The sequence below is a fragment of the Campylobacter sp. GTC17093 genome (assembly GCF_055397635.1).
The window spans coordinates 395404-419529 of record NZ_AP038832.1 but is presented as its reverse complement, the minus strand read 5'-3'; the positions used below and the strand labels follow the sequence as shown (position 1 = coordinate 419529).

The following is a 24126-nucleotide window of genomic DNA, read 5'->3' as shown; positions in this document are numbered from 1 at the left end:
ATTAATACTCGCCTGTAGTTTTGTTTACTCTGTGTGGTATTTTCCAGCTACCGTCTTTATCTTTAACGGGAATTGGAAGATTTACCTTATAGTGAGTTCTGCGTTTTGCTGCGCGAGTTTTACTCACTCTTCTTTTAGGTACTGCCATTTTTAACTCCTTTACTAAATTTTACATTTTTCACAATAAAAACAATCGCTTTTATACGACTCTATTTCACTAGTAATTATCTCATCTAAATCTACATTTCCATCAAAAAACTCAATAACATCATCAAGTTTTCCTTCTTTATCTTTATAAAATCCATCACTTAAAATCAAATTTAAATCATAGTCCATCATAATAACCATATCATCACCACATCTACTACAAACATATGGTAATTCACCTTTTATATGAGCATCACATTGAGCTAGGTTTATATCAATTTTTTTTAAGGTTCCTTTTAATTCTACATTATTTTTTTTAAAATCAAACGGACATATATTTTTATTTATAGTAGAAAATGGAATTTTCATTATCTAATTAGCAAATCTCTCTATTTGAAAAGAAAAATGAAATTTCAATAGCCGCATTTTCTAAGCTATCGCTTCCATGAACTGCATTTGCATCAATGCTATCTGCAAAATCAGCTCTAATTGTTCCTTTTTCTGCTTTTTTAGGATCAGTTGCTCCCATTAATTCTCTGTTTTTAACAACAGCATCTTCGCCTTCTAAAATCATAACAACAACAGGACCACTTGTCATAAATTCAACCAAATCATTATAAAATGGTCTATCTTTATGAACTATATAAAAATTTTTAGCATCTTCTTTGCTAAGTTTAAGTTTTTTTGCTGCTGCAATCTTTAAGCCATTGCTCTCAAATCTATCAATAATTTTTCCTATAACACCCTTTTTAACGGCATCTGGTTTTATAATAGAAAGTGTTCTTTGCATGTTTATCCTTTTAACTTATAATAAAAAATAATTTAGGGGAAAGATTATATCAAAAAAAAGTAAAAAATAAAAGTAGGCTCAATTTACGCCTACTTTTATATAAAAAATTATTGAACTACTGGTGTAGAACCATATCTCATATCTGCTGTTATTTCACTTCTGCTTGGTTGACCATCAACTGGTGCATCCCAAACTATACAGCCATCAGTTGGACATGCTGATGCACATGCAGGTTGATCATTGTGCCCTACGCATTCTACGCATTTATTTGGATATACATAGTAAATATCCTCACCTTTTGGGTTATCGCTATCGTCAACTATAGCTTCAACTGGACACTCATCTATGCAAGAACCGCATGATATACATATATCAGTAATTTTTACAGACATTTTTTGCTCCTTATAAATTAATAGCTAGATACTATACCAAAAATATATTGAATTTGGCATAAATAATATAAAATAGTTATAAATTTTATACATATGAAAATTTATAAGTAAAATTACAGATAAACTGGATAAAATTAGCAGATTTTTATTTTAATCTCCAAGGAAAAAATACAATGAATTCCACTAAATATAATTTTAGGTTAAGAGACTTACTTTTGGGAGCACAATTTTTATTTGTTGCATTTGGTGCTCTTGTTTTGATGCCTATACTCACAGGTCTTGATACAAGCATTGCTCTTTTTACAGCAGGCATAGGAACGCTTATATTTCAATTTGTTTGCAGAAAAAAAATAGTACCAATTTTTTTAGCCTCAAGTTTTGCTTTTATTGCTCCAATTAATTTTGGTATATCAAAATGGGGATTAAGTGCGACTATGGGAGCTGTTTTTGTAGCAGGTATAGCATATAGTGCATTTAGTTTCGTGGTTAAATATAAAGGATTTAAATTTGTAGAAAAGATTTTGCCGCCAATTGTTGTTGGTCCTGTTATAATGACAATAGGTCTTGTTCTTAGTCCATCTGCTGTAAATATGGCAATCCCAACAGGCGATGCATTAAAAGCATATCAAGCATTAAATCCAAATTTTACTACAAATGAGGCGATGATAATAGCTGGAGTTTCACTTTTTATAACTTTGCTTTGCATAGCATTTGCAAAAGGTATGCTTAAGTTGATACCTATTTTATGTGGTATAGCTGCAGGTTACGCGATGTCTATTTTTTATGGAATTGTAGACTTTTCTGTGGTAAAAAATACACCATGGTTTAGTATTCCAAATTTTACTTTCCCAACTTTTCAAATGGATGCAATTTTATACATGATACCTGTTATAATAGCTCCCATAATTGAACATATTGGCAATGTTATTGCCATTAGCAATGTTACAAAAGATGACTTTATAAAAAATCCAGGTCTTGAAAAAACTCTTCTTGGAGATGGTATAGCAACTAGCGTAGCAGCGCTTCTTGCTGGTCCACCTTGTACAACTTATGCTGAAGTAACTGGAGCTGTGCGTTTAACAAGAGCGTTTAATCCGGCTATCATGACTTGGTCTGCTATAGTTGCTATAATGCTTGCTTTTGTTGGAAAACTTGGGGCACTTATATCTAGTGTTCCTGCTTGCGTTTTAGGTGGAATTATGATACTTCTTTTTGGAATTATAGCAAGTGTTGGCATAGAGAGTCTTATAAAAAATAGAGTTGATATGGATAGTCCTAGAAATATGATAATCATAGCTCTTATATTGGTGCCTGCGCTTGGTGGAATGGTGCTTGATTTAGGTTTTGCAAGTTTTTCTCAAATAGGTCTTGGAGCTATTGTTGGCGTATTTTTAAATTTAGTTTTGCCTCATAAAAAAAGCGAGGAGTAGTAAATTTGCGCCATAAAGCGCAAATTTACTTCACATACAATATATAATCTTCATATCCCATTTCTTTCATTTTTTCAAGAGGAATAAACTCTAAACTAGCGCCATTTATACAATATCTTAAACCACCTTTTTCTTTTATACCGTCATCAAAAACATGCCCGAGATGAGAGTCTCCTAATTTGGAACTAACTTCCATTCTTTGCATTCCACAACTTGTGTCTTCATTATATTTTATAGCATCTGTTGTTATAGGTTTTGAAAAACTTGGCCATCCACATCCAGCATCAAATTTATCGCTTGAGCTAAAAAGTGGTTGTTTGGTTACTACATCTACATATACACCCTTTTGATTAAATTTATCAAATTTAGAACTAAAAGGAGCCTCTGTTGCTTTATATTGGGTTACATTGTATTGTAACTCGTTTAGTGAGGTTTTAATTTCGTTTTCGTTTGGCTTTTTAAATTTATCATGATAAAGTGGCTTTGTGGCTAAACTCAAGTCTATATGGCAGTAGCCCTCAGGATTTTTATCTAAATAATCTTGATGATAATCCTCTGCTAGAATGAAGTTTTTAAGTACATCTACTTCTACTGTTATTTTTTGTCGGTATTTGCTTTGTTCTTGATTTATAAAGTCTATTATATCTTTTTTCATGCTTTCATCAGTGTAGTAAATTCCTGTCCTATACTGTCTGCCAATATCATTTCCTTGTTTGTTTATGGATGTTGGATCTATTATTCTAAAATAATGAGCTAAAATTTCAGTAAAGCTTACGATATTTTCATCAAATTTTATTTTGAGAGTTTCTGCATGGTCGCTTTGAGGTAACTCTTTGTAAGAAGTATTTGCTGTTTTACCGTTTGCATAACCAACATCAGTTTGTAAAACGCCTGGTATTTTTTTAAAATATCCTTCAACTCCCCAAAAGCATCCTCCTGCAAGATATATATCTTTTTGGTTTTGCATATTTTCTCCTAATTTAATAATAAATAAAAATTATAATTATGTGGATTTATGGTAGATGAGTTGTGTAGAACATAGTGTTATAACTATGTTCTAATTTTGTTTGGTTATTTTTCTGTTTTATAGCCATCTGCTATAAGTTTATCCATGCCACCTTTTAAATTTGTGACATCTTTTACTCCGTTTTTCTCTAAAGCCTCAGCAGCTTTTTCACCTCTTTTACCACTTTTACAGATTACATAAACCGGTTTGTTTAAATCAATTTTAGTTGCTTTAACTTCTTTAAAAAAGTTTGGATTTGGTGTTTTTTTATCATCTTTTGTAAAAGAAACTTTATATGCATTTTTTATTGTACCAGTCTCTTTCCATTCTGCTGGAGTCCTTACATCAATAATTTGCATATCCTCTCTTATGACAGATGGATCAACATCTTTTTGCTTTATTTGTGCGTTTAAAGCTATTGCAAGCCCACATAAAAACATTAAAATCCTTTTCATGGTTTCCTCCTAAGGTTGATTTGTGGAATTATATTCTAAATTTTGTTAAAAATTTCGCAATTTTACATTTAATTTTGTATTTATCAGCTTGTCATTAATAATCTTTTTTTGCGATGAAATCATTGTAAAATTATGATTTGTTTGTAAAAAGTTTTGTAAATAATAGTTATTTTTATATCCTAATTTTTCAAGATACTGTGCCATTTGAGAAATATCATCTTCATTTAAAAACTCACTATGTACAGTTGTTCTAACTTCAAATTTAAAGTTTATATTTATTAAGTATTGTAAAGTTTGTTCAAATTTGGAGTATAAGTTGGATTTTGTTATTTTGATAAATTTATCATTGTAAGCTTTAAAATCTAATGCTATATAGTCTATAAGGTTTTCTTCTATTGCTTGTTTTATGATATCTGGATTTGTTCCATTTGTATCAACCTTGAGTTTATAGCCAAGACTTTTAACATTTCTTGCAAGGTTTAAAAAATCTTCCGAAAGTGTACATTCTCCACCACTAAATACAACCCCGCTTAACTTACCAACTCTTTGTTGTAAAAACTCTAAAAGTTGCTCGTTTGTTATATTGCCATGATTTAAAACTGCATCTATATTATAACAATAAACACAACGCATATTACACCCACTAAACCAAACTATACAAGAAAGCTCGCCTTGATAATCTGTCATGGTAAATGGGGTAATATCGTAAATTTGCCCCATGTTTAAGCTATTTTTTGATCTTTGTTATGGCATTTTTCTACGAATTGAACACGCTCTTTATGTTCGCCTTTTTTTCCTAAGTTAAAGCTCTCCACTGGTCTTAAATAGCCCATAACTCTTGTATAAACAACGCATTTTGTTCTTTTTGATTGTAGTTCTTTTGGAAAATTTTCCATTTTATGCTCCCTTTTGATTTTGTTTTTGTTCCATTAAAAGCTCTGCATCGCAATATGGACAGTATTCGTATTCACCAGAAATGTATCCGTGCTTATGACAAACACTAAATATCGGTGTTATAGTTATGTATGGAAGTTTATAATTTGTAACTATATTTTTTACAAGCATTTTACAAGCATCAGCAGAGCTAATCTTTTCTTTCATATATAAGTGAAATACGGTTCCGCCAGTATAGCTTGATTGGAGCTCATCTTGTAAATTAAGTGCTTCAAATGGATCATCTCCAAAATACGCAGGAAGTTGTGTTGAGTTTGTATAATAAACATTTTCATTAGATCCTGCTTGTATGATATCTGGGTATCTTTTTTTGTCCTCTTTTGCAAAGCGGTATGTTGTTCCTTCTGCTGGTGTTGCCTCAAGATTATAAAGGTTTCCTGTGCTTTCTTGGAAAAAACGTATTTTCTCTCTTAGGTATTCTATGAGTTCAAGCGCAAAGTTCATTCCGAATTTAGTTGTTATATTTTCTTTATCATCTGTAAAGTTTCTTATCATTTCATTTGCGCCATTTATTCCAATTGTACTAAAATGATTATTGAAATTTTTGAGGTATCTTGCGGTATATGGATAAAGACCTCTATCATACATCTCTTTTACAAATTTACGCTTTTTTTCAAGAGTACTTTTTGCAAGTTCTAAAAGTTTATCGAGGTTTTGATAAAGCGCTATTTTATCATTTTTATAAAGATAGCCAAGGCGCGCTAAATTTATAGTTACAACACCAATTGAGCCTGTCATTTCAGCTGAGCCAAAAAGACCACCACCTCTTTTTAAGAGCTCTCTTAAATCAAGCTGAAGGCGGCAACACATTGAGCGAACAGCACCTGGTTTATATGCCTTTTTGTTTTCTATTTTGTTGCCATTTTCATCCGTTGTATACTGACTTCCTATAAAATTTTGGAAATAACTTGAACCCATTTTGGCTGTGTTTTCAAATAAAACTTCTGCAACTGGACTATTCCAGTCAAAATCTTCTGTTAAATTTACAGTTGGTATAGGAAAAGTAAATGGCTGTGAGCATTTATCGCCTTTTGTCAAGACCTCATAAAATGCGATGTTTATACGATCCATCTCAGGTTGAAAATCACCATAAGTCATATCTATAAGCTTTTCTCTACCACGTTCTTTTGCTTTTTTAAGAAGAGCTTCGTCATTTAGCCCATTGAGCAAATGTTTATTTTCGCTTGTTGGAATTTGATCTTTTAGATCGGCTGGACAAGTTAAATCTATAGTAACATTGGTAAATGGACTTTGTCCCCAGCGCGCAGGTACATTTAGATTAAAAACAAAGCTTGTTATTGCTTTTTTGATTTCTCTATCTGTTAAATTATCCCTAAACACATAAGGTGCAAGGTATGTATCAAAACTAGAAAATGCTTGTGCGCCAGCCCATTCACTTTGGAGAATTCCAAGAAAATTTGCCATTTGATAAAGGGCTTCTCTGAAGTGATGTGGGGCTCTGCTTTCAACTCTGCCTCTGACACCATTAAATCCTTCATTTAGCAGTGCTCTTAAGCTCCATCCAGCGCAATATCCAGTAAGACAGTCTAAATCATGGATATGGTAATCCCCATTTCTATGCGCCAAACCCTCTTCTTTACTATAAACGCTATCAAGCCAGTAATTTGCTATAACTTTTCCTGCTGTGTTATTAATAAGGCCGGCATTAGAGTAACTTGCATTTGAATTTGCTAAAATTCTCCAGTCATGTTTTCCTATATATTCGTTTATGGTTTGAGTTGAGTTAATGTATGTTGTGTCTTCGCTTAGTCCTAAAATTTGCTCTCTTTGCAATTTATGCGTATGGCGATATAACATAAAGCTTTTTAACACATTAAAATGTTTGCATTCAAATAGTTTTTGTTCTATTAAGTCTTGTATATCTTCAACAGCTGTTATTTCTTTTGAAGCGATTTCATCGATGACTGCGTAAAATACTTTGTTGTCATACTTTTCATTCTCGCTTTGAAAAGCTTTTTTAATGGCATCTTCTATTTTATATGATAAAAACAGTTCTTGTTTGCCATCTCTTTTTAAAATTTTTTTCATTGGGTAACCTCAAAATGTGATTTTGGATTATATCATTGTAGAGGTTAAAGTTACTTAAAAAAAATTCTATTTAAATGATATAGATTATCAATAAAATAAAAAAGTTATTATTTAAATTTCTTTTTATAAATATAAATATTAACCTAAAATATGGTTTAAAATATATAAATATTAAAATTTAATTATATAAAACTTAAAAAAAATTAATTAATAAATATTTTTAAGTTTTATGCATTTATTCAGTTAATAAATTTATTATGCTTTGAGGTAAAATTTCATGTTCTAAGGAATGAATTTTTTCTTCCCATTTTTCTAAGCTCATATTTTTTTCTCGTTCAAAGGTTTTTTGAGCTATGATTTTGCCGCCATCAAGTTCCTCGCTAACCATATGCACGCTAACTCCACCTACCATCATACCACTTTGAAAACTTTCTTTTATAGCATGAGCACCTTTAAAAAGTGGCAAAATACTTGGATGAAGATTTATGGCTTTTATACAAGATGTAAAAACTGGTGATAAAATACGCATAAAACCAGCTAAAATTACTAAATCAATATCATGTTTTTGTATCTCTTTAACCAAAGCTCTGTCAAAATCTTCTCTTGTGGTAAAATTTTTATTTTCTATTACTTTAGTTTCTAATCCAAATTTTTTAGCCCTTATAATCCCGTAAGCATCAGTTTTATTTGATATACAAAGTGTGCATTTTATGGTTATATCATTAAAAGTTTTGTTATGAACTTTGTTTAAAATAGCTTCTAAATTTGAACCATTTCCACTAAATAATATTGCGATATTTTTTACAGACATTTTAATCCTTCTATTAAATCAAATGAGTTAAGTGAATATGAGTGTTTTTTAAATTTTTTTGCGGCATATGCGTGCATTAAAACCCCGCTTATACTTGCATCTAAAAGTGAGTAGTTTTGCGCAAGAAGTCCGCCTAAAATACCAGCTAAAACATCACCACTACCACCTTTTGCTAAAGCATTTGTACCTTTTGTCATAATAAAAAGTTTTCGATTTTGAGCTATAATGGTATTTGCTCCTTTTAGCACAAGAACGCCATCAAAGTTTTCACTCCACATTTTAGCGTATTTAAATCTATCATTTTGCACTTCGTCTGTACTAGCTTCAGCTAAATTTGCAAGCTTTAAAAGAGAAGAAAATTCTTTTGGATGAGGAGTTATTATGAAATTTGGATTTTGCTTTAAAAGTGTGATAGTTTGCGGTTTATAGCACATATCAGCATCTATTACAAGCGTCTTATCTTTTAGTTCATCAAAATTTATCTCTGTATTGCCAAGCCCACATCCTACTACAATAACTTTTGCATTTTTTAGAGATTTTTTTATCATAATGATAGGAGATATGTGTTTTATCTCTCCAACTACGCTTACTAAGCCACTTCCAACAGCATTTGCGCTAATAGCTGCTATCTCGCTTGCACCGCTCATATCTCCGTTTATCACATAAGTATGACCAAAACTTCCCTTATTTGTGTTTTTGTATTTTCTAATAGGTAAGATCATATCGCTTTTTTCAAGTAAAAATGTATCACTGTCTTTTTCAAATTTATCTTTGCATATGCCTAAATTTGCAACTATAATTTTGCCTACAAAATCTTTTGCCTTATCAGAAAACAAAGCGGTTTTTAAAGCCCCCATACAAACCGTTATATCGGCTTTAAATGCATTTCGTGAAATTTGACCACTAAAATTTATACCGCTTGGAATGTCAACTGCGATTTTTAAAGCTTTTTTCTGGTTTATATTTTCTATAAGAGATAAAATTTTATCATTCATCTCTCCTTTAAAGCCAGCTCCGTAAATTCCATCTATTATGCAGTGATACGTATCTTTTAAATTTAAAGTTTCTTTTACACCTACTTTTTTTGCAATTTCAAACTGAATACGTGGCATTTCATGTAAATTTTGCGAAGTAAAATAAGCATAACACTCATAATCCCCACTTAGTTTTCTTAAAGTACAAATCGTATCTGCAGAGTTATTTCCGCTGCCACAAAGAGCCAAAATTTTTGAGTGTTTTTTTATTTTTTTTCTTATAATTTCCTCTATTTTTGATGCTGCATTTTCCATCAAAACAAGTTCACTTATACCTAAGTTCTCGCTTGCATTTTTATCTAAATCACTTGTTTTTAAAAATATATTTTTCATAGCTCGTTTACCATTTTATAGCTTAAGGATTCTAAGATATCATCTTTTTTAATGATGTCTTGTTCTTTTAAATCTGCGATTGTTCTTGAAACTTTTAAAACTTTATTTATACCACGATGCGATAGCTTAAATCTTGATATAGCCATATCTAGCATATCTTTTGCGTCATTTTCTAACATGCAAACTCTTTTTATTTCTTCATCGCTAATTTTGCCGTTTAAGTCTTTTTGCTCTCTTAGTTTTTGTTGCCTAAAGGCTATGAGTACACGCTCATACATCTCTTTGCTACTTATATCATTTTTATCGCTTTTACTAATCTCATCCATTAAAACATAGATGTCAATTCTATCTAAAAGTGGCCCAGATATGCGTGATTTATAACGCTTTATATCAATTGGTGAGCAAGAGCAAATTTTATCTTTGCTTAGATAGTTTCCGCATACACAAGGATTTTGTGCGGCTGCAAAAAGAAATTTTGTTTCGTATTTTATCTTTGAATTTACTCTTGAAACTAGAATTTGATTATCTTCAAGGGGCTCTCTAAGGGATTCTAAAATTTGTTTAGGGAAGTGTGGAAACTCATCAAAAAATAACTCTCCGCCATTTGCTAATGCAACTTCGCCAATTTTAGCTTTATTTGAGCCGCCGCCAAATATAGAACTTCTTGTTGAGCTGTGATGTGGCGCTCTAAATGGCCTAAATGCACTAAATTCAACTTCTTCATCATTTAGTGAGCTATAGGCACAATTTAGTAAAATTTCATCTAAACTTTGTGGTGGCAGAATGTATCTAAGTCTTTTTGCACACATACTTTTGCCACATCCTGGACTTCCTTCGAATAAAACATTATGCATACCACTTGCTGCTATAAGGCAGGCTCTTTTTGCTCTGGTTTGTCCTTTTATATCGCTAAAATCTAGTAAAAAATCAAAATTTGGGATATATTTTTGTCCATTTATATCTAAAAAGTTTTGAAAAATTGGATGGGTTTTTGTGTATTTAAAACTTTGATTATTTTCTTTGTCGGTAAAAAATTTGGTAGCTTCTTGTAGTGAAGTTATCGCATAAACTTCTAAATTTGGTATCATTGAGGCTTTGTTTGTTATATCTTTTGGTAAAAGAACTTTTGCATTTTTAGTTTGAGTGCTTAAAAACAGTAGTATTGAAAAAAGATTTGCAGTACTTTTTACTGATCCATCTAGTCCTAGTTCGCCAAAAACAAAAATAGGTTCTATATCTTCAAGATTTTGTAAAACTATAAGAAGTGCGATACTAAGGTCAAAATGACTACCTGTTTTTTTAAAATCTGATGGAGAGAGATTTATGGTGATTTTTTTTGCAGGGAAATTAAAACCTATGAAATGCAGTGCAGATTTTACCCTTAAAACACTTTCTTTTATTGTAGTATCAGCAAGTCCAACGATATCAAAACCTGGCAATCCTTTTGCAAACGAAGACTCAACATCTACTATCTTTAATTCGCCACAAAAAGTTGCACATTTTAAAGTTTTCATTTAGATTTTTGTTTTTCTTTAAACTCTTTTTCGAATTTTTTTCTTTTTCTATAGCCGATTTTTTCTATAAAAAGATGTCCATCTAAGTGATCGCATTCGTGTTGTATGCAAATAGCTAGAAGACCTGTTGCATCTAAGGTTTGTTTTTGTCCTTGTCTATCAAAAAACTCAACGCTTATATTTTCTGCTCTTTTTACATCTTCATAAAATCCAGGCACAGAAAGACATCCTTCCTGAAAAGTGGTTTCATTTTCTTTGTGAATGATAACTGGATTTATGAGTTCTATCAAATCATTTTTATCTTGCACGCCATCTTTGTTTGCCAAATTTATAACAATCGCTCTAATTGGATTGCCAACTTGTATAGCGGCTAGCCCAATACCATTTTTTGCTACCATTGTATCATACATATCGTCTAAAAAAATAGTAAGTTTTTTATCAAATTCTTTAACTTCTTTGGATGTTTCATATAAAATTTTATTTGGATATGTTAAAACTTCTAATACCATTAATCTTCTTTTTGTTCTATATCATCATAATCTTGATTTTCATCTATTTCATTTTTTTCTGGTTGAATAACAAAATATGGACTATTTTCTTTAATACATTCTTTTATGCCATCTAGCAACATATCTATGTGTTCATTTGAATTTTTGTTAATATCAAGCAATAAAACCGAAATTTCAGTTTGTATTTTAATCTCCATATTGTCTATAAAAGTAACTGTTGATGAAAGCAGTTTTGATATCCTGTCGCATGCTTGTATTGCACTTTTTAAATTTGTATGTTTTAGCAAAATTCCAAAAGTTTCTTTGTCACAGTATGCTATAATATCACTTCTTCTTGATGTTTGAACAAGAATTTTACCCGCATTTCTTGCAATAGATTCTCTATCTTTTAAATTTGGAATTTTATTTAAAATTTTATCACTAATTTTTACCATCAAAATAGATGAAGAAAATTTATATTTTTTAATGTTTGTAATTTCTGTTTCTATACTTTTTATAAAATAATTTTTATTAAATACTTCAAATTTGGAGTCATATACAGATTGGCCTTCTAGGCTTCTGTGTTTTTTGATAACATCTTCATAGCCGTCTTTTAGGATATTCATATGTTTTTCTAGTAAAACATCAAGTTTTGTAATGCTATCATCAAGTGTTAACAGTAGGTTTTTAACTGCTAAAGGGTTTGTGTTTGTTTCTATTTCTGAAAGCTTTTTGGAGATTATATTTTTTAGTATGGAAAAGTTTTTATATATAACTGCAACTGCTTGAAGCATGCTTTTAATTTTTATAAAAACTTGTTTTATATCATTTTCCATACTAATTCTAGCATTATCACTATCCATGCCATCAAATTCTAAAAACTCAGATATTTGTTTTTTAAAACTTTCTGGTTTTTCATCTAACATTTGGTTAAAATAAATTTCAAAATTATCCGGTGTTGGTGGTATATTTTTTTTAACAAGTTTGTTTAATACACTCTTTGAAAAAGACTGAATATCATCTGAACTGCTACTAACTACATCATCTTGTTGTGTTGTTGCGCTATCTAGTTTAACCATGATTATTACTCTATTTAAAACTTTTTTCTAGTACTTTGTCTATAAGACCGTATTCGCTAGCCTCTTTGGCACTCATAAAAAAATCCCTGTCAGTATCTTTGGCAATTTTAGTTACTTTTTGACCTGTATTTTTAGCCAAAATTTCATTTATAGTTTCTTTTAGCCTAAGGATCTCTTTGGCTTGTATTTCTATATCAGTTGCTTGTCCTCTTGCTCCGCCAAGTGGTTGGTGGATCATTATGCGTGAGTTTGGTAGAGCATATCTTTTGCCCTTTTCACCACAACTTAGTAAAAATGCTCCCATTGATGCTGCTTGACCTATACAAATCGTGCTAACTGGAGATTTTATATAATTCATTGTATCATATATGCTAAATCCACTAGTTACAACGCCACCTGGACTATTTATGTAAAGATATATATCTTTATCCGGATCCTCAGCTTCTAAAAATAAAAGCTGGGCGACGATGGAGCTTGCAACTTCATCGTTTATCTCGCCGCTCAGCATTATTATCCTGTCTTTTAAAAGCCTTGAGTATATGTCGTAGCTTCTCTCGCCTCTACTGGTTTTTTCAACTACATATGGTACATAATAACTCATTATTTTTCCTCTTTTTCTTTTGACTTCTTATCATCTTTTGAAAAAATTGAGTTAAATAATTTTTCTTCAATCATTGACATTTTTATGATAGGTAAAGCGCCTTGATTTTTATAAGTTTCTAGATGTTTTTTAGGATCTATACCATATCTATAAGCTTCAAAATATATAGCCTGCAAAAGTTCTTGATCATTTATTGTAATATCTTTAGCTTTAGCAAGTTCATCTATAATAAATGTTAAAGCTACGCTTTTTTCAGCTCCACTTCTAAATTCTTCACGTTTTTTTGTAAGTGCATCTTTGTTTTCTCTAAATTCTTTCATTTCATCTGGAGTAAATTTTTGCCATTCGTTTCTAAAACGCATGTCTATTTCTTGCTCAACTAGATTTTTTGGCAAGTCAAATTTAAATTTCTCAACCAAAGCTTCTACTAATTTTGGTTTTAAATCTGTATTTATAAGTTTAGATAGTTTCTCATCTTTTAGTTGATTTTTTAGATGTTCTTCAAGTTTCTCTTCAGTTGGATTTTCTTCACCTGGAATTAATTTTTTAAGCATTTCTTCATCTAATGTCTCAGGAATTTTTTTGGCTTGAATCTCATTTAGTTTTACTTTAAATACAGCGTCTTTTCCTGCAAGGTGCTCTGCATTATATTCAGCTGGAAATTTAACATTTAGATCTTTTTCTTCTCCAACTTTCATGCCAACCATTTGATCTTCAAATCCTGGTATAAATTGATTTGAGCCAATTTCCAATATATAATCTGTCGCACTTCCACCCTCAAATTTAACGCCATCTACTGAACCTTCGAAATCAAATTTAGCATAATCGCCTTTATCTAAAGTCTTTTTTCTTGATTTTTCAATAGGCGCAAAAAGTTTAACAAGCTCTTCTTTTTTAGCTTCTATCTCTTTTTTTGTAACCCTTGGAGTAGAGTATTCAGGTATTATGTCATCTATTTCGCCAACTTTTAGTTCTGGTCTAAAAGAAATTTCCATTTCTATATCTATTCCATTATCTGATTTATCAAATTTAGTGATAAATGGCTCACCCATCATATCTTCTTGTTTTTTCCCACTGCTTTGTAGGGCTTTTTCTAAAACTTCTCTTAAAATTTCTTGCTCAGCATCTTTTTGTAGTTCAGTTAAATATCTTTGTTTTACAATGCTTACGGGAACTTTGCCTGCTCTAAAGCCTGCTATTTTCATATTTTTTGAAGCTTTTTTTGCCATGTTTTCTACTTGCTCATCAAGTAGGTTTGCATCAACTTTGGCACTAGCTTCTGCATTAGCTTTGTTTGTTAATTTAGCCTTAACTTCCATTTATTTCCTTTATATTTCAAAAATTGTCTATTTAGTTTATCAAATTTTTGTATAAAATTAAATAAAAAACATATTTTATTCACAAAAAAGAGAAAATTTGATAAAATTTAAAGAAATTTATAGAAGAAGGTTTGAGATTTTGGATTTATCAAGAAAAGATGAATTTATAGTGGCATTTAAAACAATGCTTGAAATAATGGGTGAGGATATAAATAGAGAAGGACTTTTAAAAACTCCAGAAAGAGTTTTTAAAGCGTATGAATTTATGACTAGTGGATATGACAAAGATCCAGCTGAAGTTCTAAATGATGCACTTTTTAATACATCCAACAGCGAAATGGTACTTATAAGAGACATAGAGTTTTATTCCCTTTGTGAACATCATATGTTACCAATAATAGGAAAAGCCCATGTTGCATATATACCAAATAAAAAAGTTGTTGGACTTAGTAAAATTCCTCGCATGGTAAATATTTTTGCGCGTAGACTTCAAATTCAAGAACAAATGACAGAGCAGATTGCAAACGCCATACAATCTGTTATTAAGCCACTTGGTGTTGGCGTAGTGCTTCAAGCAAGGCATATGTGTATAGAAATGCGTGGTGTTGAGAAGATTAACTCAACTACTACAACTTCGGCACTTCGTGGAAGTTTTATAACTAATCCTGATACTAGAAAAGAGTTTTTCTCTCTTATAAATTCCCCTAGGGAGCCTAGATTTTGAGCTTAAATTCTCTTAAATCAAAACTTAAATCAAAACCACAACTATCAAATATTTTTGGCGTAGTAAGTAAGATTTCATCAACTTCTATAGAGATAACAGGACTTAGGCCAAGCATTGGTGATATTGTAAAAATCATATCAAAAAACAGTTTAAAAGATGGCCTTGGGATGGTGACAGAAGTTAAGCAAGACCGCGCTTATGTTTCGCCGTTTGGTTTTGTTGAAGGTTTTAGGATAGGAGATATGGTTTATCTTAATGAAAGCGGCATGAATATACCTGTGGGAATGGAGCTTTTAGGAAGAGTTGTTGATCCGTTAATACAGCCAAAAGATGGAAAAGGTGCGATAAACTGTACAGACTATGCGCCTATTATGCGAGCTCCTATTGATGCGATGAAAAGAGGGTTAATAGATGAGAAATTTGGCGTTGGTATAAAAACAATTGACGGTCTTTTAACTTGCGGAAAAGGCCAAAAGTTAGGAATTTTTGCAGGAAGCGGTGTAGGAAAATCAACGCTCATGGGAATGATAGTTAGAAACTCAACTGCTCCTATAAAAGTTGTAGCATTAATTGGCGAAAGAGGGCGCGAAGTTCCTGAGTTTATAGAAAAAAATCTAGGCGGAAATTTAGACTCAACTGTTATAATAGTTGCAACTAGTGATGATAGCCCTTTGATGCGAAAATACGGCGCATTTACTGCAATGAGTGTAGCAGAGTATTTTAAAGATCAAGGCATGGATGTGCTTTTTATCATGGATAGCGTTACACGTTTTGCTATGGCACAGCGTGAAATAGGGCTTGCTTTAGGAGAGCCACCAACTAGTAAGGGTTATCCACCATCTGTTTTAGCACTTCTTCCACAACTTATGGAAAGAGCTGGAAAAGAAGAGGGCAAAGGCTCTATAACTGCATTTTTTACGGTTCTTGTTGAGGGCGATGATATGAGTGATCCTATAGCTGATCAAAGTAGATCTATACTTGATGGGCATATTGTTTTAAATAGGGCGCTTACTGATTTTGGTATCTATCCGCCAATTGATATCCAAAATTCAGCTTCAAGAATTATGAATGATGTTGTAAACAAAGAGCACCGAGAAAATGCTATAAAATTTAAAAGATGCTATTCGCTTTTAAAAGAAAATGAGGTTTTACTTAGGATTGGTGCGTATCAAAAAGGAAGTGACAAAGAGCTTGATTTTGCAATATCTAAAAAAGCCTATATGGATGATTTTTTAAGGCAAGGTGCTAATGAAGGCTTTAGTTTTGAAGAAATTGAGAAAAAATTAAGTGAAATAAATAACAAATAAATTTGGATAGGAATGAAATTATAGAAAATAAAGAGAAATTATTAGATGTAGAAAAAAGTAAATTATTTAAATGAGATTTATATTTTTATTTTACTTTTAAAAGGAAAGATAATAAAGCTGATTTGTCTAGAAAATTATTAAAAGATAAAGAAAGATGATTTTTTGTAGCTCAAAATTACATTTAACAGTAATTTTGAGCTACTTCTACTCTCTTCCGCTTAGAAGCGGTACAAAAAGGCACTCCTCTATTTTTTCTTTTGATATGTTGCCACTGAAATCTTTTTTAAATTTATAAATGAATTGTTTGCCGCTTTCTTTCATTGGAGCAACTAAAATGCCTCCATCTTTAAGTTGTGCGAAGATTTTAGGGCTTATGTCTTCACAAGCACAAGAAAAAATGATTCTTTCATAAGGTGAGTATGTTTTCCATCCATCAACACCGTCATCATATCTTATATTTACATTTAGTATATTTAGGTCTTTAAAGCGTATCTTGGCTGTATTTGCCAATTCTTGAATGCGTTCAATACTAAAAACTCTATGCGCAAGTTTTCCCAAAATTGCAGCTTGATAACCACTACCACAGCCAATTTCTAGGATATTATCTACATCTTCACATTCCAAGGCTGTTGTCATTTTTGCAACAGTTATTGGCGAGCTTATCCACTGATTTCCTGATATAGGATGTGGATTTAATTCGTAAGCGTGAGCTTTTATGGGTACAAAAATTTCCCTTGGAGTTTCACAAAAAGCTTTGTAAACTCTAGGACTAAGAGTCATTAAATCTGCTATATTGCTAGCCATTTTGGCACATTTTGTGTATTCTAAACTATTCATTAGCTAAATCTTTACTAAAAGTCATCAAAACTTAAGCTACCCTTGCTATAGTTTGTAACCTTGCTTTCAAAAAAGTTGCTTCTTTGGTCATTAAATTTAGAAAAATCATCAACCCATTTTATCGGATGTGCGGCACCATATTTTGCTTTTAATCCAATAGCTGTTAGTCTTTGGTCTACAAGATAGTGAATGTAGTTTGTGATAATATCATCTGTAAAGCCCATAATTTGGTTTTGAGTGATATATTTACCCCATTTTATCTCAAGATTCCCAGCCTTTTCAAACATTTCATAAATTTTTAAAACTACTTGTTCGCTAAAAAGTTCAGACCTTTCTTTTCTAACTGAGTTTATCATATTTTGAAATATAAGCAAATGTGTTATCTCATCTCTTTGAATGAAGCGTATCATTTGAGCAGAACCTAGCATTTTTCCAGCTCTTGCAAGGGCGTAAATAGATGTAAAGCCACTATAGAAGTAAATTCCTTCTAAAATTTGGTTTGCAACCATTGCAAGAAGGAGTTTTTCGTCAGTTACATCTCCAGCAAGCTCTTCATAAACGCTTGAGATATAGTCATTTTTCTCTCTTAAAACTTCATCGTGTTTTTCCATTTCATAAATCATATCTGTATTATCACAAATCGCTTCAACCATAACTGCGTAACTTTTAGAGTGATTTGCTTCTTCATAAGCCTGTCTTGCTAGTATTGCATTTATTTCTGGTGCTGTAATATAAGGATTTATGTTATCGGCTAGATTGTTTGTTTGGAAGCTATCCATAGATATTAGTTGGCTCCAAACTAAATCATACATTCTTTTTTCTGCTGGAGTTAGATTAAAATTATAATCTCTTACATCGTCTGTCGTGTCAACTTCTCTTGGAAACCATGTATTTGCTTCCATTAAATCCCATAGTTTAAGCGCCCATTGGTATTTTGCTTTTGTAAAATTTAAAATTCCATGTGGATTGCCACTAAAAATTTTTCTATCTGTTAGAGTTTCGTTTGAGCTGGGATTATAAATTTTTTTTCTTTTCATAAAAGGATTCCTTCATAAATTTTATAATTTTTGATTATAACGAAAATTAGTTTAAATAATTAGTATAAAATACTATTTTATACTTTATATTAAGAAAGTTTAAGATAGAATTTATACTAGATTTTTAAATAATTTCCAGAAAGGATGTTTTATGGCTATTATAAATGAAGCAAAAAATATATGGATGAATGGCAAACTAATTCCTTGGAAAGATGCAACAGTTCATGTTTTATCACACTCTTTACATTATGGAAATGCAGTTTTTGAAGGAGTTCGTGCATATCAAACAAAAAAAGGTCTTGCTATTTTTAGACTAAAAGAGCATACAAAAAGACTATTTGACTCAGCAAAATCTTGTCTTATCAAGATACCTTACTCTTATGATGAAGTTTTAAAAGCCCATGTTGATTTACTAAAAAGTAATGATTTTAAAAATGCAGTTTATATAAGACCTATAGCGTTTTTTGGATACGGTACCATGGGAGTTTCAAATGAAGGAGCGCATAATGATCTAGCAATTGCTGCTTGGGAATGGGGTGCTTATATGGGTGAAGAAGCGCTTAAAAAAGGCATAAAAGTAAAAATTAGTTCATGGATGAGAGCTGCTCCGTTTTCCATGATGAATAGAGCAAAATCAAGTGCGAATTATTTTAACTCACAAATGGCAAATTTTGAAGCTAAACAAGCAGGGTGTGATGAAGCATTGCTTCTTGATCCGCAAGGTTATATAGCTGAAGGTAGCGGCGAATGCTTTTTTATCATAAGGGATCGTAAAATCATAACCCCACTAAATAATACAAGTTTGGAAAGCATTACTCAAGCAACAGTTATAGAAATTGCTCTAGACCTTGGATATGAAGTTGTAAGAAGACCAATAACTAGAGATGAAGCATATATCGCAGATGAAGCATTTTTTACAGGAACTGCGGCTGAGGTAACAGCTATTTCTGAGATTGACTCAAGAGTTATAGGTCAAGGCAAGATGGGTGAGATAACATCAAAACTTCAAAAAGCTTATTTTGATGTAGTTATGGGAAATAACCCTAAATTTGAAAAATACTTAACATATATAAAATAAGGAGAAATATGCCAGCTGATTTAAATGATTATTTTAACAAAAAAAGAAACGACAATGGTAGTAATAGCGGCGGAGGAAATGGTTTTAAAAAGCCTGATTTAAATTTCAAAAAGCCTGATTTTGGTAAATTTTCGGGATTGCTTTATGTTTTTATAGTTATAGTAGCAGTAATTGTTGTAGCAAGACCATTTACCATAATACAATCTGGGCAAGTTGGAATTCTTTCAACTGCTGGTAAATTTGAGCCAAATCCTCTTCAACCAGGACTTCATTTTTTTATACCATTTATCCAAGAGGTTATATCGGTTGATACGAAAGTTCGCATTATCAACTATACATCTAATGAAGATTCAGGCGAGATAAATGTAAGAGGCTCTGGAATAATAAAGAAAGCTTCTGTTTCGGTGCTAGATTCAAGAAACTTACCAGTTAGCGTTGATGTTACAGTTCAGTATAGACTAAATGCAACTAACGCTCCTCAAACTATAGCTTCATGGGGACTTAGCTGGGAAAATAAAATCATAGATCCAGTTGTAAAAGAGATTGTAAGAGGTGTTGTTGCTAAATTTACAGCAGAAGAGTTACCACCAAACAGACAAACTATTGCAAGAGATATAGATAAAAACATAAGAACTTATATAGATAATCTTCCAAACAAACCAGTTGAACTTTTGGCTGTACAATTAAGGGAAATTATCTTGCCTCCAAAAGTTAAAGAACAAATTGAACGCGTTCAAATAGCTAAACAAGAAGCAGAGCGTACAAAATATGAAGTTGAAAGAGCAAATCAAGAGGCACTTAAAAAAGCAGCCCTTGCAAAAGGTAATGCTGAGGCTGTAAAAATTGAAGCTCAAGGTAGAGCAGATGCTGTAAAAATTGAAGCCGACTCAACTGCTTATGCAAATAAAGAGATAGCAAAAAGTTTAGATAGAGGCTTGTTAGAGTTAAAACAGATAGAAACTCAGGCTAAATTTAATGAAGCGCTAAGAGAAAATAGTGATGCTAAAATTTTCTTAACTCCTGGCGGTGCTGTACCAAATATCTGGATTGATACCAAAGATAAGCCAAAACAAAGTGCTATAGAAAACAAATAAAGTAAAAAATGGATAATATAAAAGTAGATTGGGCAAAAATTAACGGTCTTTTACCAGTTGTTGTGCAAGGACTTGATAGAGAAGTTTTGATGCTTGCTTATATGAATGAAGAAGCGCTAAATATTAGCTTAGAGACTAAATTTGCCCACTACTTTTCTCGTTCTAAAAATAGAATTTGGAAAAAAGGTGAAGAGAGTGGAAATGTCCAGATTATACATGAGATGTATTTAGATTGTGATAATGATACTCTTTTATTAGTAGTTGAACAAGTAGGTGAATCTGCTTGTCATACAGGTTCAAAAAGTTGTTTTTATAAAAGAATAGATATAAAAAATACTAAGTTGCAACAAGAAAAAGTACAAAATAAAATACAATCTTATAATTTTTCAGACGAACTTTATCATATTATTTTAGATAGAAAATTAAATGGGGATCCAAAAACTTCTTATGTGGCTAAGCTTTTTAGTAAAGGCGAAAACTATTTTTTAAAGAAAATTTGTGAAGAAGCAAGTGAGCTATCTTTTGCTTGCAAGGATTTAGATACGGCTAGAAAATACTCTAAATTTGAGTTTGAAAAATTTGGAGAACATAGTGATGATCCAAAATATGATGTCATTTATGAATGTGCCGATCTAATCTTCCATATTTATGTTGCTTTGGCAAATTATGGAATACATCCAGAACAAATTTATGCAGAACTTCAAAGAAGAGAAGGGATTAGTGGTATAGAAGAAAAAAATAGTAGAAGCGATAAATGAAAATTTTAAATCAGATAAAAGAATTTTTTGTTTTTTATCTTGATCATTGGTATTGGATAGATTTCGCTTCTATTGCTTGGATAGTTGTTTTGTTTTTTTTACTTATTTTATTTTCTATACTTATTTTTAATAAAACCCCATTAATATCACTTCTGACACTGGTTTTATCATTTTTAATTACGATTTTTGCCATAGTTTATGTAAAAGATTATATTGATAACACTGTTCGCAAACGAGATGTGAGTGTAGTTTTGGCAAAACAAATGAATTACTCAGATATGCTGCTTGTAGATGTAAATATTACAAATTTATCTACTCATAAATTTAAATACTGCTCTATAAAGATTGATTTCATAGCAGATGGAAAAAATTTTTTACAAAATTTGATTTATCAATTTAAACCCATTTATACTACATCTCAAATGATATCAGAGCCACTAGATATAAATGAAACTAAAAAATTAAATTTTTTGATAAAAGACTTTGGTTATAAGCCTAGTTACAAAATAATTGCAGATTCGGAGTGTTTTTAATGAGCTACTTTACTATATGGCATATTTTAGTCTTAATTTGTGCTATTTTGATTTTTGTTTTACTAAATTTATTGATTTATTTAAATAAAAGTAAGCCAAAAAACTTTTATTCGCTCATACTTGTTAATTTTTTGATCGTTACAATTGGCTCTATTATGGTAATGTTGGCGCTTGATGATAAGTTAAAAACGGCTATTATTACAGATGTTAGTACTCAAAGAGTATATATAAATGAAACTATTGTGCTTAAAGGTAGTGTTAAAAATACAAGTAAATATAATTTTTCTAGCTGTGTGGTATCAATTCAAATGAACTCAAGTCCTGGAAAATTGCAAGATCTTAGTGAGCACCTAACAAAAACAAATAACTTTTTTAGTTTTTTGTATAAAAATGAAAAAGAAGATTCTGCTCCTGTAAAAGTTAGTGTAAAAGTAGATAATATAAAACCATTTGAGCTTCGTCCTTTTAGTGCGATTCTTGCTTATCCACCAAATTTTATAGATCCTAAGTTTATTTATAAGATTCAATGTAGATGATGATATATAGCCGTAATTTCTTTGTTAATGCAAAATTAAAATCTTATAGTATATAATGTCAAAAAATAAATACAAGGTAAAATATAAATGAAAAAAATCATTTTCTCATGTGTTTGTGCTTCTATGCTTTTTTCGCAAACAGCTGATGAATTTTATAAAAAAGCAGTTGAGTTTGAACAAAGTGGTGATTTTCAAAATGCCATGAAGTATTACAAAATGAGTGCAGAAAAGAGCATAAATTTTGAAAATACTCTTCAAAAGGATGTTACTCATGAAACAAAAAATGAGCCTATTTTGCAAAGTAAAACTACAACAAGAGAAAATATTTCTAGTAGCTCTTTAGAAGATAAATTAGGCATTAGACTTTATAAACCAACTTATTTTATATATGCGTATGATTTTCATGATAAAGGTGATAGACACAATGGTGAGTCTAAATTTCAAATCAGTATAGAAAAACCTCTTACTTATGATTTATTTGGTATGAACGAGACAATATCTGTTGCGTATTCTCAAAAATCTTTTTGGCAGATTGAAAAAAACTCTTCTCCGTTTAGAGAAAACAACTACGAGCCTGAAATTTTTATGACCATACCAAATATGTCGAGTAACTATGGATTTGTTGATTGGGTTAGATTTGGTATAAATCATCAGTCAAATGGAGAAGGCGGAGAGACTTCTAGATCTTGGAATAGGGCATATGTCTCAACAAAGCTTACTTTTGGTGATCTTAGTATAACGCCTAGAGCTTGGTATTCTTTTAGCCCAGATGATTATAATGATGACATAAATAGTTATATGGGATATGGAGATATTGAAGTTGCATACGATTTATATGGACATAAGCTTGCGGCACTTTTTAGAAATAACTTAAATTTTGGCGATAATAATCGTGGTGCAGTAGAGCTTTCTTGGTATTTTCCACTATTTAATGGAATATATGGATATTTACAATACTTTAATGGTTATGGAGAAAGCTTGATTGATTACAACAGACAAGTAAATAAAGTCGGGCTAGGTATAGCTGTTTTAAAATAGCTTAAATGTAAATTTCTGGCAACTTTTTGCTAGAAATCTATAATCTACGTAAAATAATATAAGTAATATGAATATAATAAAAAGAAAACCTTGATAAGGAAATTTTATCAAGGTTATTTAGTTTTAAGCAGCTGGATAAACAGAAACTTTTTTTCTTGCTTTATCTTTTCTTTCGAATTTAACAAAACCGTCAATTAGCGCAAATATAGTATGATCTTTGCCTATACCAACATTGCTACCTGGATGAGTTGCTGTTCCTCTTTGGCGGATTATGATATTACCAGCACGTACGAATTCGCCACCGAATTTTTTTACACCTAAGCGGCGACCAATAGAATCACGGTTATTTTGAGTTGAACTCTGACCTTTTTTGTGTGCCATCTTTTATCTCCTTAGGCTTGTATGCTTGTAACTTTTACGCGTGTGAATTGTCTTCTAAATCCGCGTTTTAGTTTTGAGTCTTTTCTTCTGCGTTTTTTATAGATAATGACTTTTTTATCTTTACCTAAATTAACTATCTCTAAGACAACTTTCGCACCCTTAACAAATGGTGCCCCTACCGTTAAACTACCGTTATTTACAGCTAATACGTCTGTAATTTCGATAGTATCTTTTTTTTCAGCTTCAAATCTATCAAGGTTTAGATAATCACCTTCGCTAACCTTATACTGTTTGCCGCTGTGTTTGATAATTGCGTACATCAAACTATCCTTTAAATTTGGTAAGACCAAAAAGCACTTTTTATATAAAAAGATTTATGGAGCTTAATTTGGTTGCAGTCT

The 24126-nt window shown here is 31.3% G+C and carries 29 protein-coding genes; 9 read left to right on the top strand and 20 right to left on the bottom strand.

The features are described 5' to 3' along the window. Window position 1 precedes the first annotated feature (1 nt). The 4 genes from rpmF to ACZ5VL_RS02065 all read right to left on the bottom strand — a co-directional run bounded on the left by rpmF (window position 2) and on the right by ACZ5VL_RS02065 (window position 1329). Window positions 2–148: a 50S ribosomal protein L32 gene (gene rpmF, locus ACZ5VL_RS02080; RefSeq protein ID WP_464199468.1), complete on the bottom strand. Its 147-nt coding sequence runs from the start codon at window positions 146–148 to the stop codon at window positions 2–4. A 14-nt stretch (window positions 149–162) separates the two neighbouring features. Continuing rightward, window positions 163–516 carry a DUF177 domain-containing protein gene (locus tag ACZ5VL_RS02075; protein WP_464199466.1) on the bottom strand — a complete coding sequence of 118 codons (354 nt, stop codon included), beginning with the start codon at window positions 514–516 and terminating at the stop codon, window positions 163–165. A 7-nt stretch (window positions 517–523) separates the two neighbouring features. Then, the gene (gene ndk / locus ACZ5VL_RS02070) at window positions 524–937 is read right to left on the bottom strand and encodes a nucleoside-diphosphate kinase (protein WP_464199464.1); all 414 of its coding nucleotides are present in this window, start codon (window positions 935–937) and stop codon (window positions 524–526) included. Window positions 938–1044: 107 nt separating this feature from the next. Then, the gene (locus ACZ5VL_RS02065; protein ID WP_464199462.1) at window positions 1045–1329 is read right to left on the bottom strand and encodes a DUF362 domain-containing protein; all 285 of its coding nucleotides are present in this window, start codon (window positions 1327–1329) and stop codon (window positions 1045–1047) included. Window positions 1330–1502: 173 nt separating this feature from the next. On the opposite strand from ACZ5VL_RS02065, the gene ACZ5VL_RS02060 reads away from it, so the two are divergent. Beyond that, window positions 1503–2759 (top strand): uracil-xanthine permease family protein, encoded by a 1257-nt coding sequence (locus tag ACZ5VL_RS02060; RefSeq protein WP_464199460.1) that lies wholly within the window; start codon window positions 1503–1505, stop codon window positions 2757–2759. Between the two features lie 25 nt (window positions 2760–2784). Here ACZ5VL_RS02060 and msrB read toward each other — a convergent pair whose 3' ends face one another. The 12 genes from msrB to tig form a co-directional block, all read right to left on the bottom strand. Further along, on the bottom strand, window positions 2785–3726 hold the full coding sequence (msrB, locus tag ACZ5VL_RS02055; RefSeq protein ID WP_464199456.1) for a peptide-methionine (R)-S-oxide reductase MsrB: 942 nt from the start codon (window positions 3724–3726) through the stop codon (window positions 2785–2787). Between the two features lie 104 nt (window positions 3727–3830). After that, complete coding sequence (locus ACZ5VL_RS02050) at window positions 3831–4220, bottom strand: rhodanese-like domain-containing protein (protein WP_464199454.1); 390 nt, start codon at window positions 4218–4220, stop codon at window positions 3831–3833. Between the two features lie 45 nt (window positions 4221–4265). After that, window positions 4266–4940 (bottom strand): anaerobic ribonucleoside-triphosphate reductase activating protein, encoded by a 675-nt coding sequence (locus tag ACZ5VL_RS02045; protein WP_464199452.1) that lies wholly within the window; start codon window positions 4938–4940, stop codon window positions 4266–4268. A gap of 2 nt (window positions 4941–4942) precedes the next feature. Then, complete coding sequence (nrdD, locus tag ACZ5VL_RS02040; protein WP_464199450.1) at window positions 4943–5116, bottom strand: anaerobic ribonucleoside-triphosphate reductase; 174 nt, start codon at window positions 5114–5116, stop codon at window positions 4943–4945. A gap of 1 nt (window position 5117) precedes the next feature. Further along, window positions 5118–7223, bottom strand: coding sequence for a ribonucleoside triphosphate reductase (locus ACZ5VL_RS02035; protein ID WP_464199448.1), 2106 nt, complete (start codon window positions 7221–7223; stop codon window positions 5118–5120). Window positions 7224–7458: 235 nt separating this feature from the next. Further along, window positions 7459–8034, bottom strand: a complete 576-nt coding sequence (gene purN, locus ACZ5VL_RS02030) for a phosphoribosylglycinamide formyltransferase (RefSeq protein ID WP_464199446.1) — start codon at window positions 8032–8034, stop codon at window positions 7459–7461. Then, window positions 8025–9401: an NAD(P)H-hydrate dehydratase gene (locus ACZ5VL_RS02025; protein ID WP_464199445.1), complete on the bottom strand. Its 1377-nt coding sequence runs from the start codon at window positions 9399–9401 to the stop codon at window positions 8025–8027. Before ACZ5VL_RS02025 ends, purN begins: the two co-directional genes overlap by 10 nt. Beyond that, entirely contained in the window at window positions 9398–10915 is a 1518-nt protein-coding gene (locus ACZ5VL_RS02020; protein ID WP_464199443.1) for a YifB family Mg chelatase-like AAA ATPase, read from the bottom strand. The genes ACZ5VL_RS02025 and ACZ5VL_RS02020 overlap by 4 nt, the downstream gene beginning before the upstream one ends. Further along, window positions 10912–11424 (bottom strand): peptide deformylase, encoded by a 513-nt coding sequence (gene def / locus ACZ5VL_RS02015; RefSeq protein ID WP_464199441.1) that lies wholly within the window; start codon window positions 11422–11424, stop codon window positions 10912–10914. Before def ends, ACZ5VL_RS02020 begins: the two co-directional genes overlap by 4 nt. Beyond that, window positions 11424–12482, bottom strand: a complete 1059-nt coding sequence (locus ACZ5VL_RS02010; protein ID WP_464199439.1) for a diguanylate cyclase domain-containing protein — start codon at window positions 12480–12482, stop codon at window positions 11424–11426. Before ACZ5VL_RS02010 ends, def begins: the two co-directional genes overlap by 1 nt. Before the next feature lie 10 nt (window positions 12483–12492). Continuing rightward, the gene (gene clpP / locus ACZ5VL_RS02005; protein ID WP_464199437.1) at window positions 12493–13083 is read right to left on the bottom strand and encodes an ATP-dependent Clp endopeptidase proteolytic subunit ClpP; all 591 of its coding nucleotides are present in this window, start codon (window positions 13081–13083) and stop codon (window positions 12493–12495) included. Beyond that, on the bottom strand, window positions 13083–14402 hold the full coding sequence (gene tig / locus ACZ5VL_RS02000; RefSeq protein WP_464199435.1) for a trigger factor: 1320 nt from the start codon (window positions 14400–14402) through the stop codon (window positions 13083–13085). Before tig ends, clpP begins: the two co-directional genes overlap by 1 nt. Window positions 14403–14586: 184 nt before the next feature. On the opposite strand from tig, the gene folE reads away from it, so the two are divergent. Both folE and fliI read left to right on the top strand, forming a co-directional pair. Further along, window positions 14587–15126, top strand: a complete 540-nt coding sequence (folE, locus tag ACZ5VL_RS01995; RefSeq protein ID WP_464200235.1) for a GTP cyclohydrolase I FolE — start codon at window positions 14587–14589, stop codon at window positions 15124–15126. Then, complete coding sequence (fliI, locus tag ACZ5VL_RS01990; protein WP_464199433.1) at window positions 15123–16433, top strand: flagellar protein export ATPase FliI; 1311 nt, start codon at window positions 15123–15125, stop codon at window positions 16431–16433. Before folE ends, fliI begins: the two co-directional genes overlap by 4 nt. A gap of 204 nt (window positions 16434–16637) precedes the next feature. Here fliI and ACZ5VL_RS01985 read toward each other — a convergent pair whose 3' ends face one another. Then, window positions 16638–17270 carry a protein-L-isoaspartate(D-aspartate) O-methyltransferase gene (locus tag ACZ5VL_RS01985; protein WP_464199431.1) on the bottom strand — a complete coding sequence of 211 codons (633 nt, stop codon included), beginning with the start codon at window positions 17268–17270 and terminating at the stop codon, window positions 16638–16640. Window positions 17271–17284: 14 nt separating this feature from the next. Then, a complete protein-coding gene (locus ACZ5VL_RS01980) occupies window positions 17285–18307 on the bottom strand; it encodes a ribonucleotide-diphosphate reductase subunit beta (protein WP_464199429.1) in 1023 nt (340 codons plus the stop codon). Between the two features lie 151 nt (window positions 18308–18458). Here ACZ5VL_RS01980 and ACZ5VL_RS01975 point away from each other — a divergent pair, with 151 nt between their 5' ends. The 6 genes from ACZ5VL_RS01975 (at window position 18459) to ACZ5VL_RS01950 (ending at window position 23344) form a co-directional block, all read left to right on the top strand. Beyond that, the gene (locus ACZ5VL_RS01975) at window positions 18459–19385 is read left to right on the top strand and encodes a branched-chain amino acid transaminase (RefSeq protein ID WP_464199428.1); all 927 of its coding nucleotides are present in this window, start codon (window positions 18459–18461) and stop codon (window positions 19383–19385) included. 8 nt (window positions 19386–19393) lie between these two features. Then, window positions 19394–20479, top strand: a complete 1086-nt coding sequence (locus tag ACZ5VL_RS01970; protein ID WP_464199427.1) for an SPFH domain-containing protein — start codon at window positions 19394–19396, stop codon at window positions 20477–20479. Window positions 20480–20487: 8 nt separating this feature from the next. Beyond that, a complete protein-coding gene (hisIE, locus tag ACZ5VL_RS01965) occupies window positions 20488–21237 on the top strand; it encodes a bifunctional phosphoribosyl-AMP cyclohydrolase/phosphoribosyl-ATP diphosphatase HisIE (RefSeq protein WP_464199426.1) in 750 nt (249 codons plus the stop codon). Further along, window positions 21234–21770 (top strand): DUF2393 family protein, encoded by a 537-nt coding sequence (locus ACZ5VL_RS01960; RefSeq protein WP_464199424.1) that lies wholly within the window; start codon window positions 21234–21236, stop codon window positions 21768–21770. Before hisIE ends, ACZ5VL_RS01960 begins: the two co-directional genes overlap by 4 nt. Then, the gene (locus ACZ5VL_RS01955; RefSeq protein WP_464199422.1) at window positions 21770–22306 is read left to right on the top strand and encodes a DUF2393 family protein; all 537 of its coding nucleotides are present in this window, start codon (window positions 21770–21772) and stop codon (window positions 22304–22306) included. Before ACZ5VL_RS01960 ends, ACZ5VL_RS01955 begins: the two co-directional genes overlap by 1 nt. Before the next feature lie 87 nt (window positions 22307–22393). Next, entirely contained in the window at window positions 22394–23344 is a 951-nt protein-coding gene (locus ACZ5VL_RS01950) for a phospholipase A (protein WP_464199420.1), read from the top strand. A gap of 123 nt (window positions 23345–23467) precedes the next feature. Here the strand turns inward: ACZ5VL_RS01950 and rpmA are convergent, their stop codons facing one another. Together rpmA and rplU are read right to left on the bottom strand one after the other, a co-directional pair. After that, window positions 23468–23725, bottom strand: coding sequence for a 50S ribosomal protein L27 (gene rpmA / locus ACZ5VL_RS01945; protein ID WP_033916885.1), 258 nt, complete (start codon window positions 23723–23725; stop codon window positions 23468–23470). An 11-nt stretch (window positions 23726–23736) separates the two neighbouring features. Continuing rightward, on the bottom strand, window positions 23737–24045 hold the full coding sequence (gene rplU, locus ACZ5VL_RS01940; RefSeq protein WP_464199417.1) for a 50S ribosomal protein L21: 309 nt from the start codon (window positions 24043–24045) through the stop codon (window positions 23737–23739). Window positions 24046–24126: the final 81 nt, after the last annotated feature.

Coding starts and splice junctions, on each gene's coding strand:
- rpmF (WP_464199468.1), bottom strand. CDS start 148: ATGGCAGTACCTAAAAGAAGAGTGAGTAAAACTCGCGCAGCAAAACGC.
- ACZ5VL_RS02075 (WP_464199466.1), bottom strand. CDS start 516: ATGAAAATTCCATTTTCTACTATAAATAAAAATATATGTCCGTTTGAT.
- ndk (WP_464199464.1), bottom strand. CDS start 937: ATGCAAAGAACACTTTCTATTATAAAACCAGATGCCGTTAAAAAGGGT.
- ACZ5VL_RS02065 (WP_464199462.1), bottom strand. CDS start 1,329: ATGTCTGTAAAAATTACTGATATATGTATATCATGCGGTTCTTGCATA.
- ACZ5VL_RS02060 (WP_464199460.1), top strand. CDS start 1,503: ATGAATTCCACTAAATATAATTTTAGGTTAAGAGACTTACTTTTGGGA.
- msrB (WP_464199456.1), bottom strand. CDS start 3,726: ATGCAAAACCAAAAAGATATATATCTTGCAGGAGGATGCTTTTGGGGA.
- ACZ5VL_RS02050 (WP_464199454.1), bottom strand. CDS start 4,220: ATGAAAAGGATTTTAATGTTTTTATGTGGGCTTGCAATAGCTTTAAAC.
- ACZ5VL_RS02045 (WP_464199452.1), bottom strand. CDS start 4,940: ATGGGGCAAATTTACGATATTACCCCATTTACCATGACAGATTATCAA.
- nrdD (WP_464199450.1), bottom strand. CDS start 5,116: ATGGAAAATTTTCCAAAAGAACTACAATCAAAAAGAACAAAATGCGTT.
- ACZ5VL_RS02035 (WP_464199448.1), bottom strand. CDS start 7,223: ATGAAAAAAATTTTAAAAAGAGATGGCAAACAAGAACTGTTTTTATCA.
- purN (WP_464199446.1), bottom strand. CDS start 8,034: ATGTCTGTAAAAAATATCGCAATATTATTTAGTGGAAATGGTTCAAAT.
- ACZ5VL_RS02025 (WP_464199445.1), bottom strand. CDS start 9,401: ATGAAAAATATATTTTTAAAAACAAGTGATTTAGATAAAAATGCAAGC.
- ACZ5VL_RS02020 (WP_464199443.1), bottom strand. CDS start 10,915: ATGAAAACTTTAAAATGTGCAACTTTTTGTGGCGAATTAAAGATAGTA.
- def (WP_464199441.1), bottom strand. CDS start 11,424: ATGGTATTAGAAGTTTTAACATATCCAAATAAAATTTTATATGAAACA.
- ACZ5VL_RS02010 (WP_464199439.1), bottom strand. CDS start 12,482: ATGGTTAAACTAGATAGCGCAACAACACAACAAGATGATGTAGTTAGT.
- clpP (WP_464199437.1), bottom strand. CDS start 13,083: ATGAGTTATTATGTACCATATGTAGTTGAAAAAACCAGTAGAGGCGAG.
- tig (WP_464199435.1), bottom strand. CDS start 14,402: ATGGAAGTTAAGGCTAAATTAACAAACAAAGCTAATGCAGAAGCTAGT.
- folE (WP_464200235.1), top strand. CDS start 14,587: ATGCTTGAAATAATGGGTGAGGATATAAATAGAGAAGGACTTTTAAAA.
- ACZ5VL_RS01985 (WP_464199431.1), bottom strand. CDS start 17,270: ATGAATAGTTTAGAATACACAAAATGTGCCAAAATGGCTAGCAATATA.
- ACZ5VL_RS01980 (WP_464199429.1), bottom strand. CDS start 18,307: ATGAAAAGAAAAAAAATTTATAATCCCAGCTCAAACGAAACTCTAACA.
- ACZ5VL_RS01975 (WP_464199428.1), top strand. CDS start 18,459: ATGGCTATTATAAATGAAGCAAAAAATATATGGATGAATGGCAAACTA.
- ACZ5VL_RS01970 (WP_464199427.1), top strand. CDS start 19,394: ATGCCAGCTGATTTAAATGATTATTTTAACAAAAAAAGAAACGACAAT.
- hisIE (WP_464199426.1), top strand. CDS start 20,488: ATGGATAATATAAAAGTAGATTGGGCAAAAATTAACGGTCTTTTACCA.
- ACZ5VL_RS01960 (WP_464199424.1), top strand. CDS start 21,234: ATGAAAATTTTAAATCAGATAAAAGAATTTTTTGTTTTTTATCTTGAT.
- ACZ5VL_RS01955 (WP_464199422.1), top strand. CDS start 21,770: ATGAGCTACTTTACTATATGGCATATTTTAGTCTTAATTTGTGCTATT.
- ACZ5VL_RS01950 (WP_464199420.1), top strand. CDS start 22,394: ATGAAAAAAATCATTTTCTCATGTGTTTGTGCTTCTATGCTTTTTTCG.
- rpmA (WP_033916885.1), bottom strand. CDS start 23,725: ATGGCACACAAAAAAGGTCAGAGTTCAACTCAAAATAACCGTGATTCT.
- rplU (WP_464199417.1), bottom strand. CDS start 24,045: ATGTACGCAATTATCAAACACAGCGGCAAACAGTATAAGGTTAGCGAA.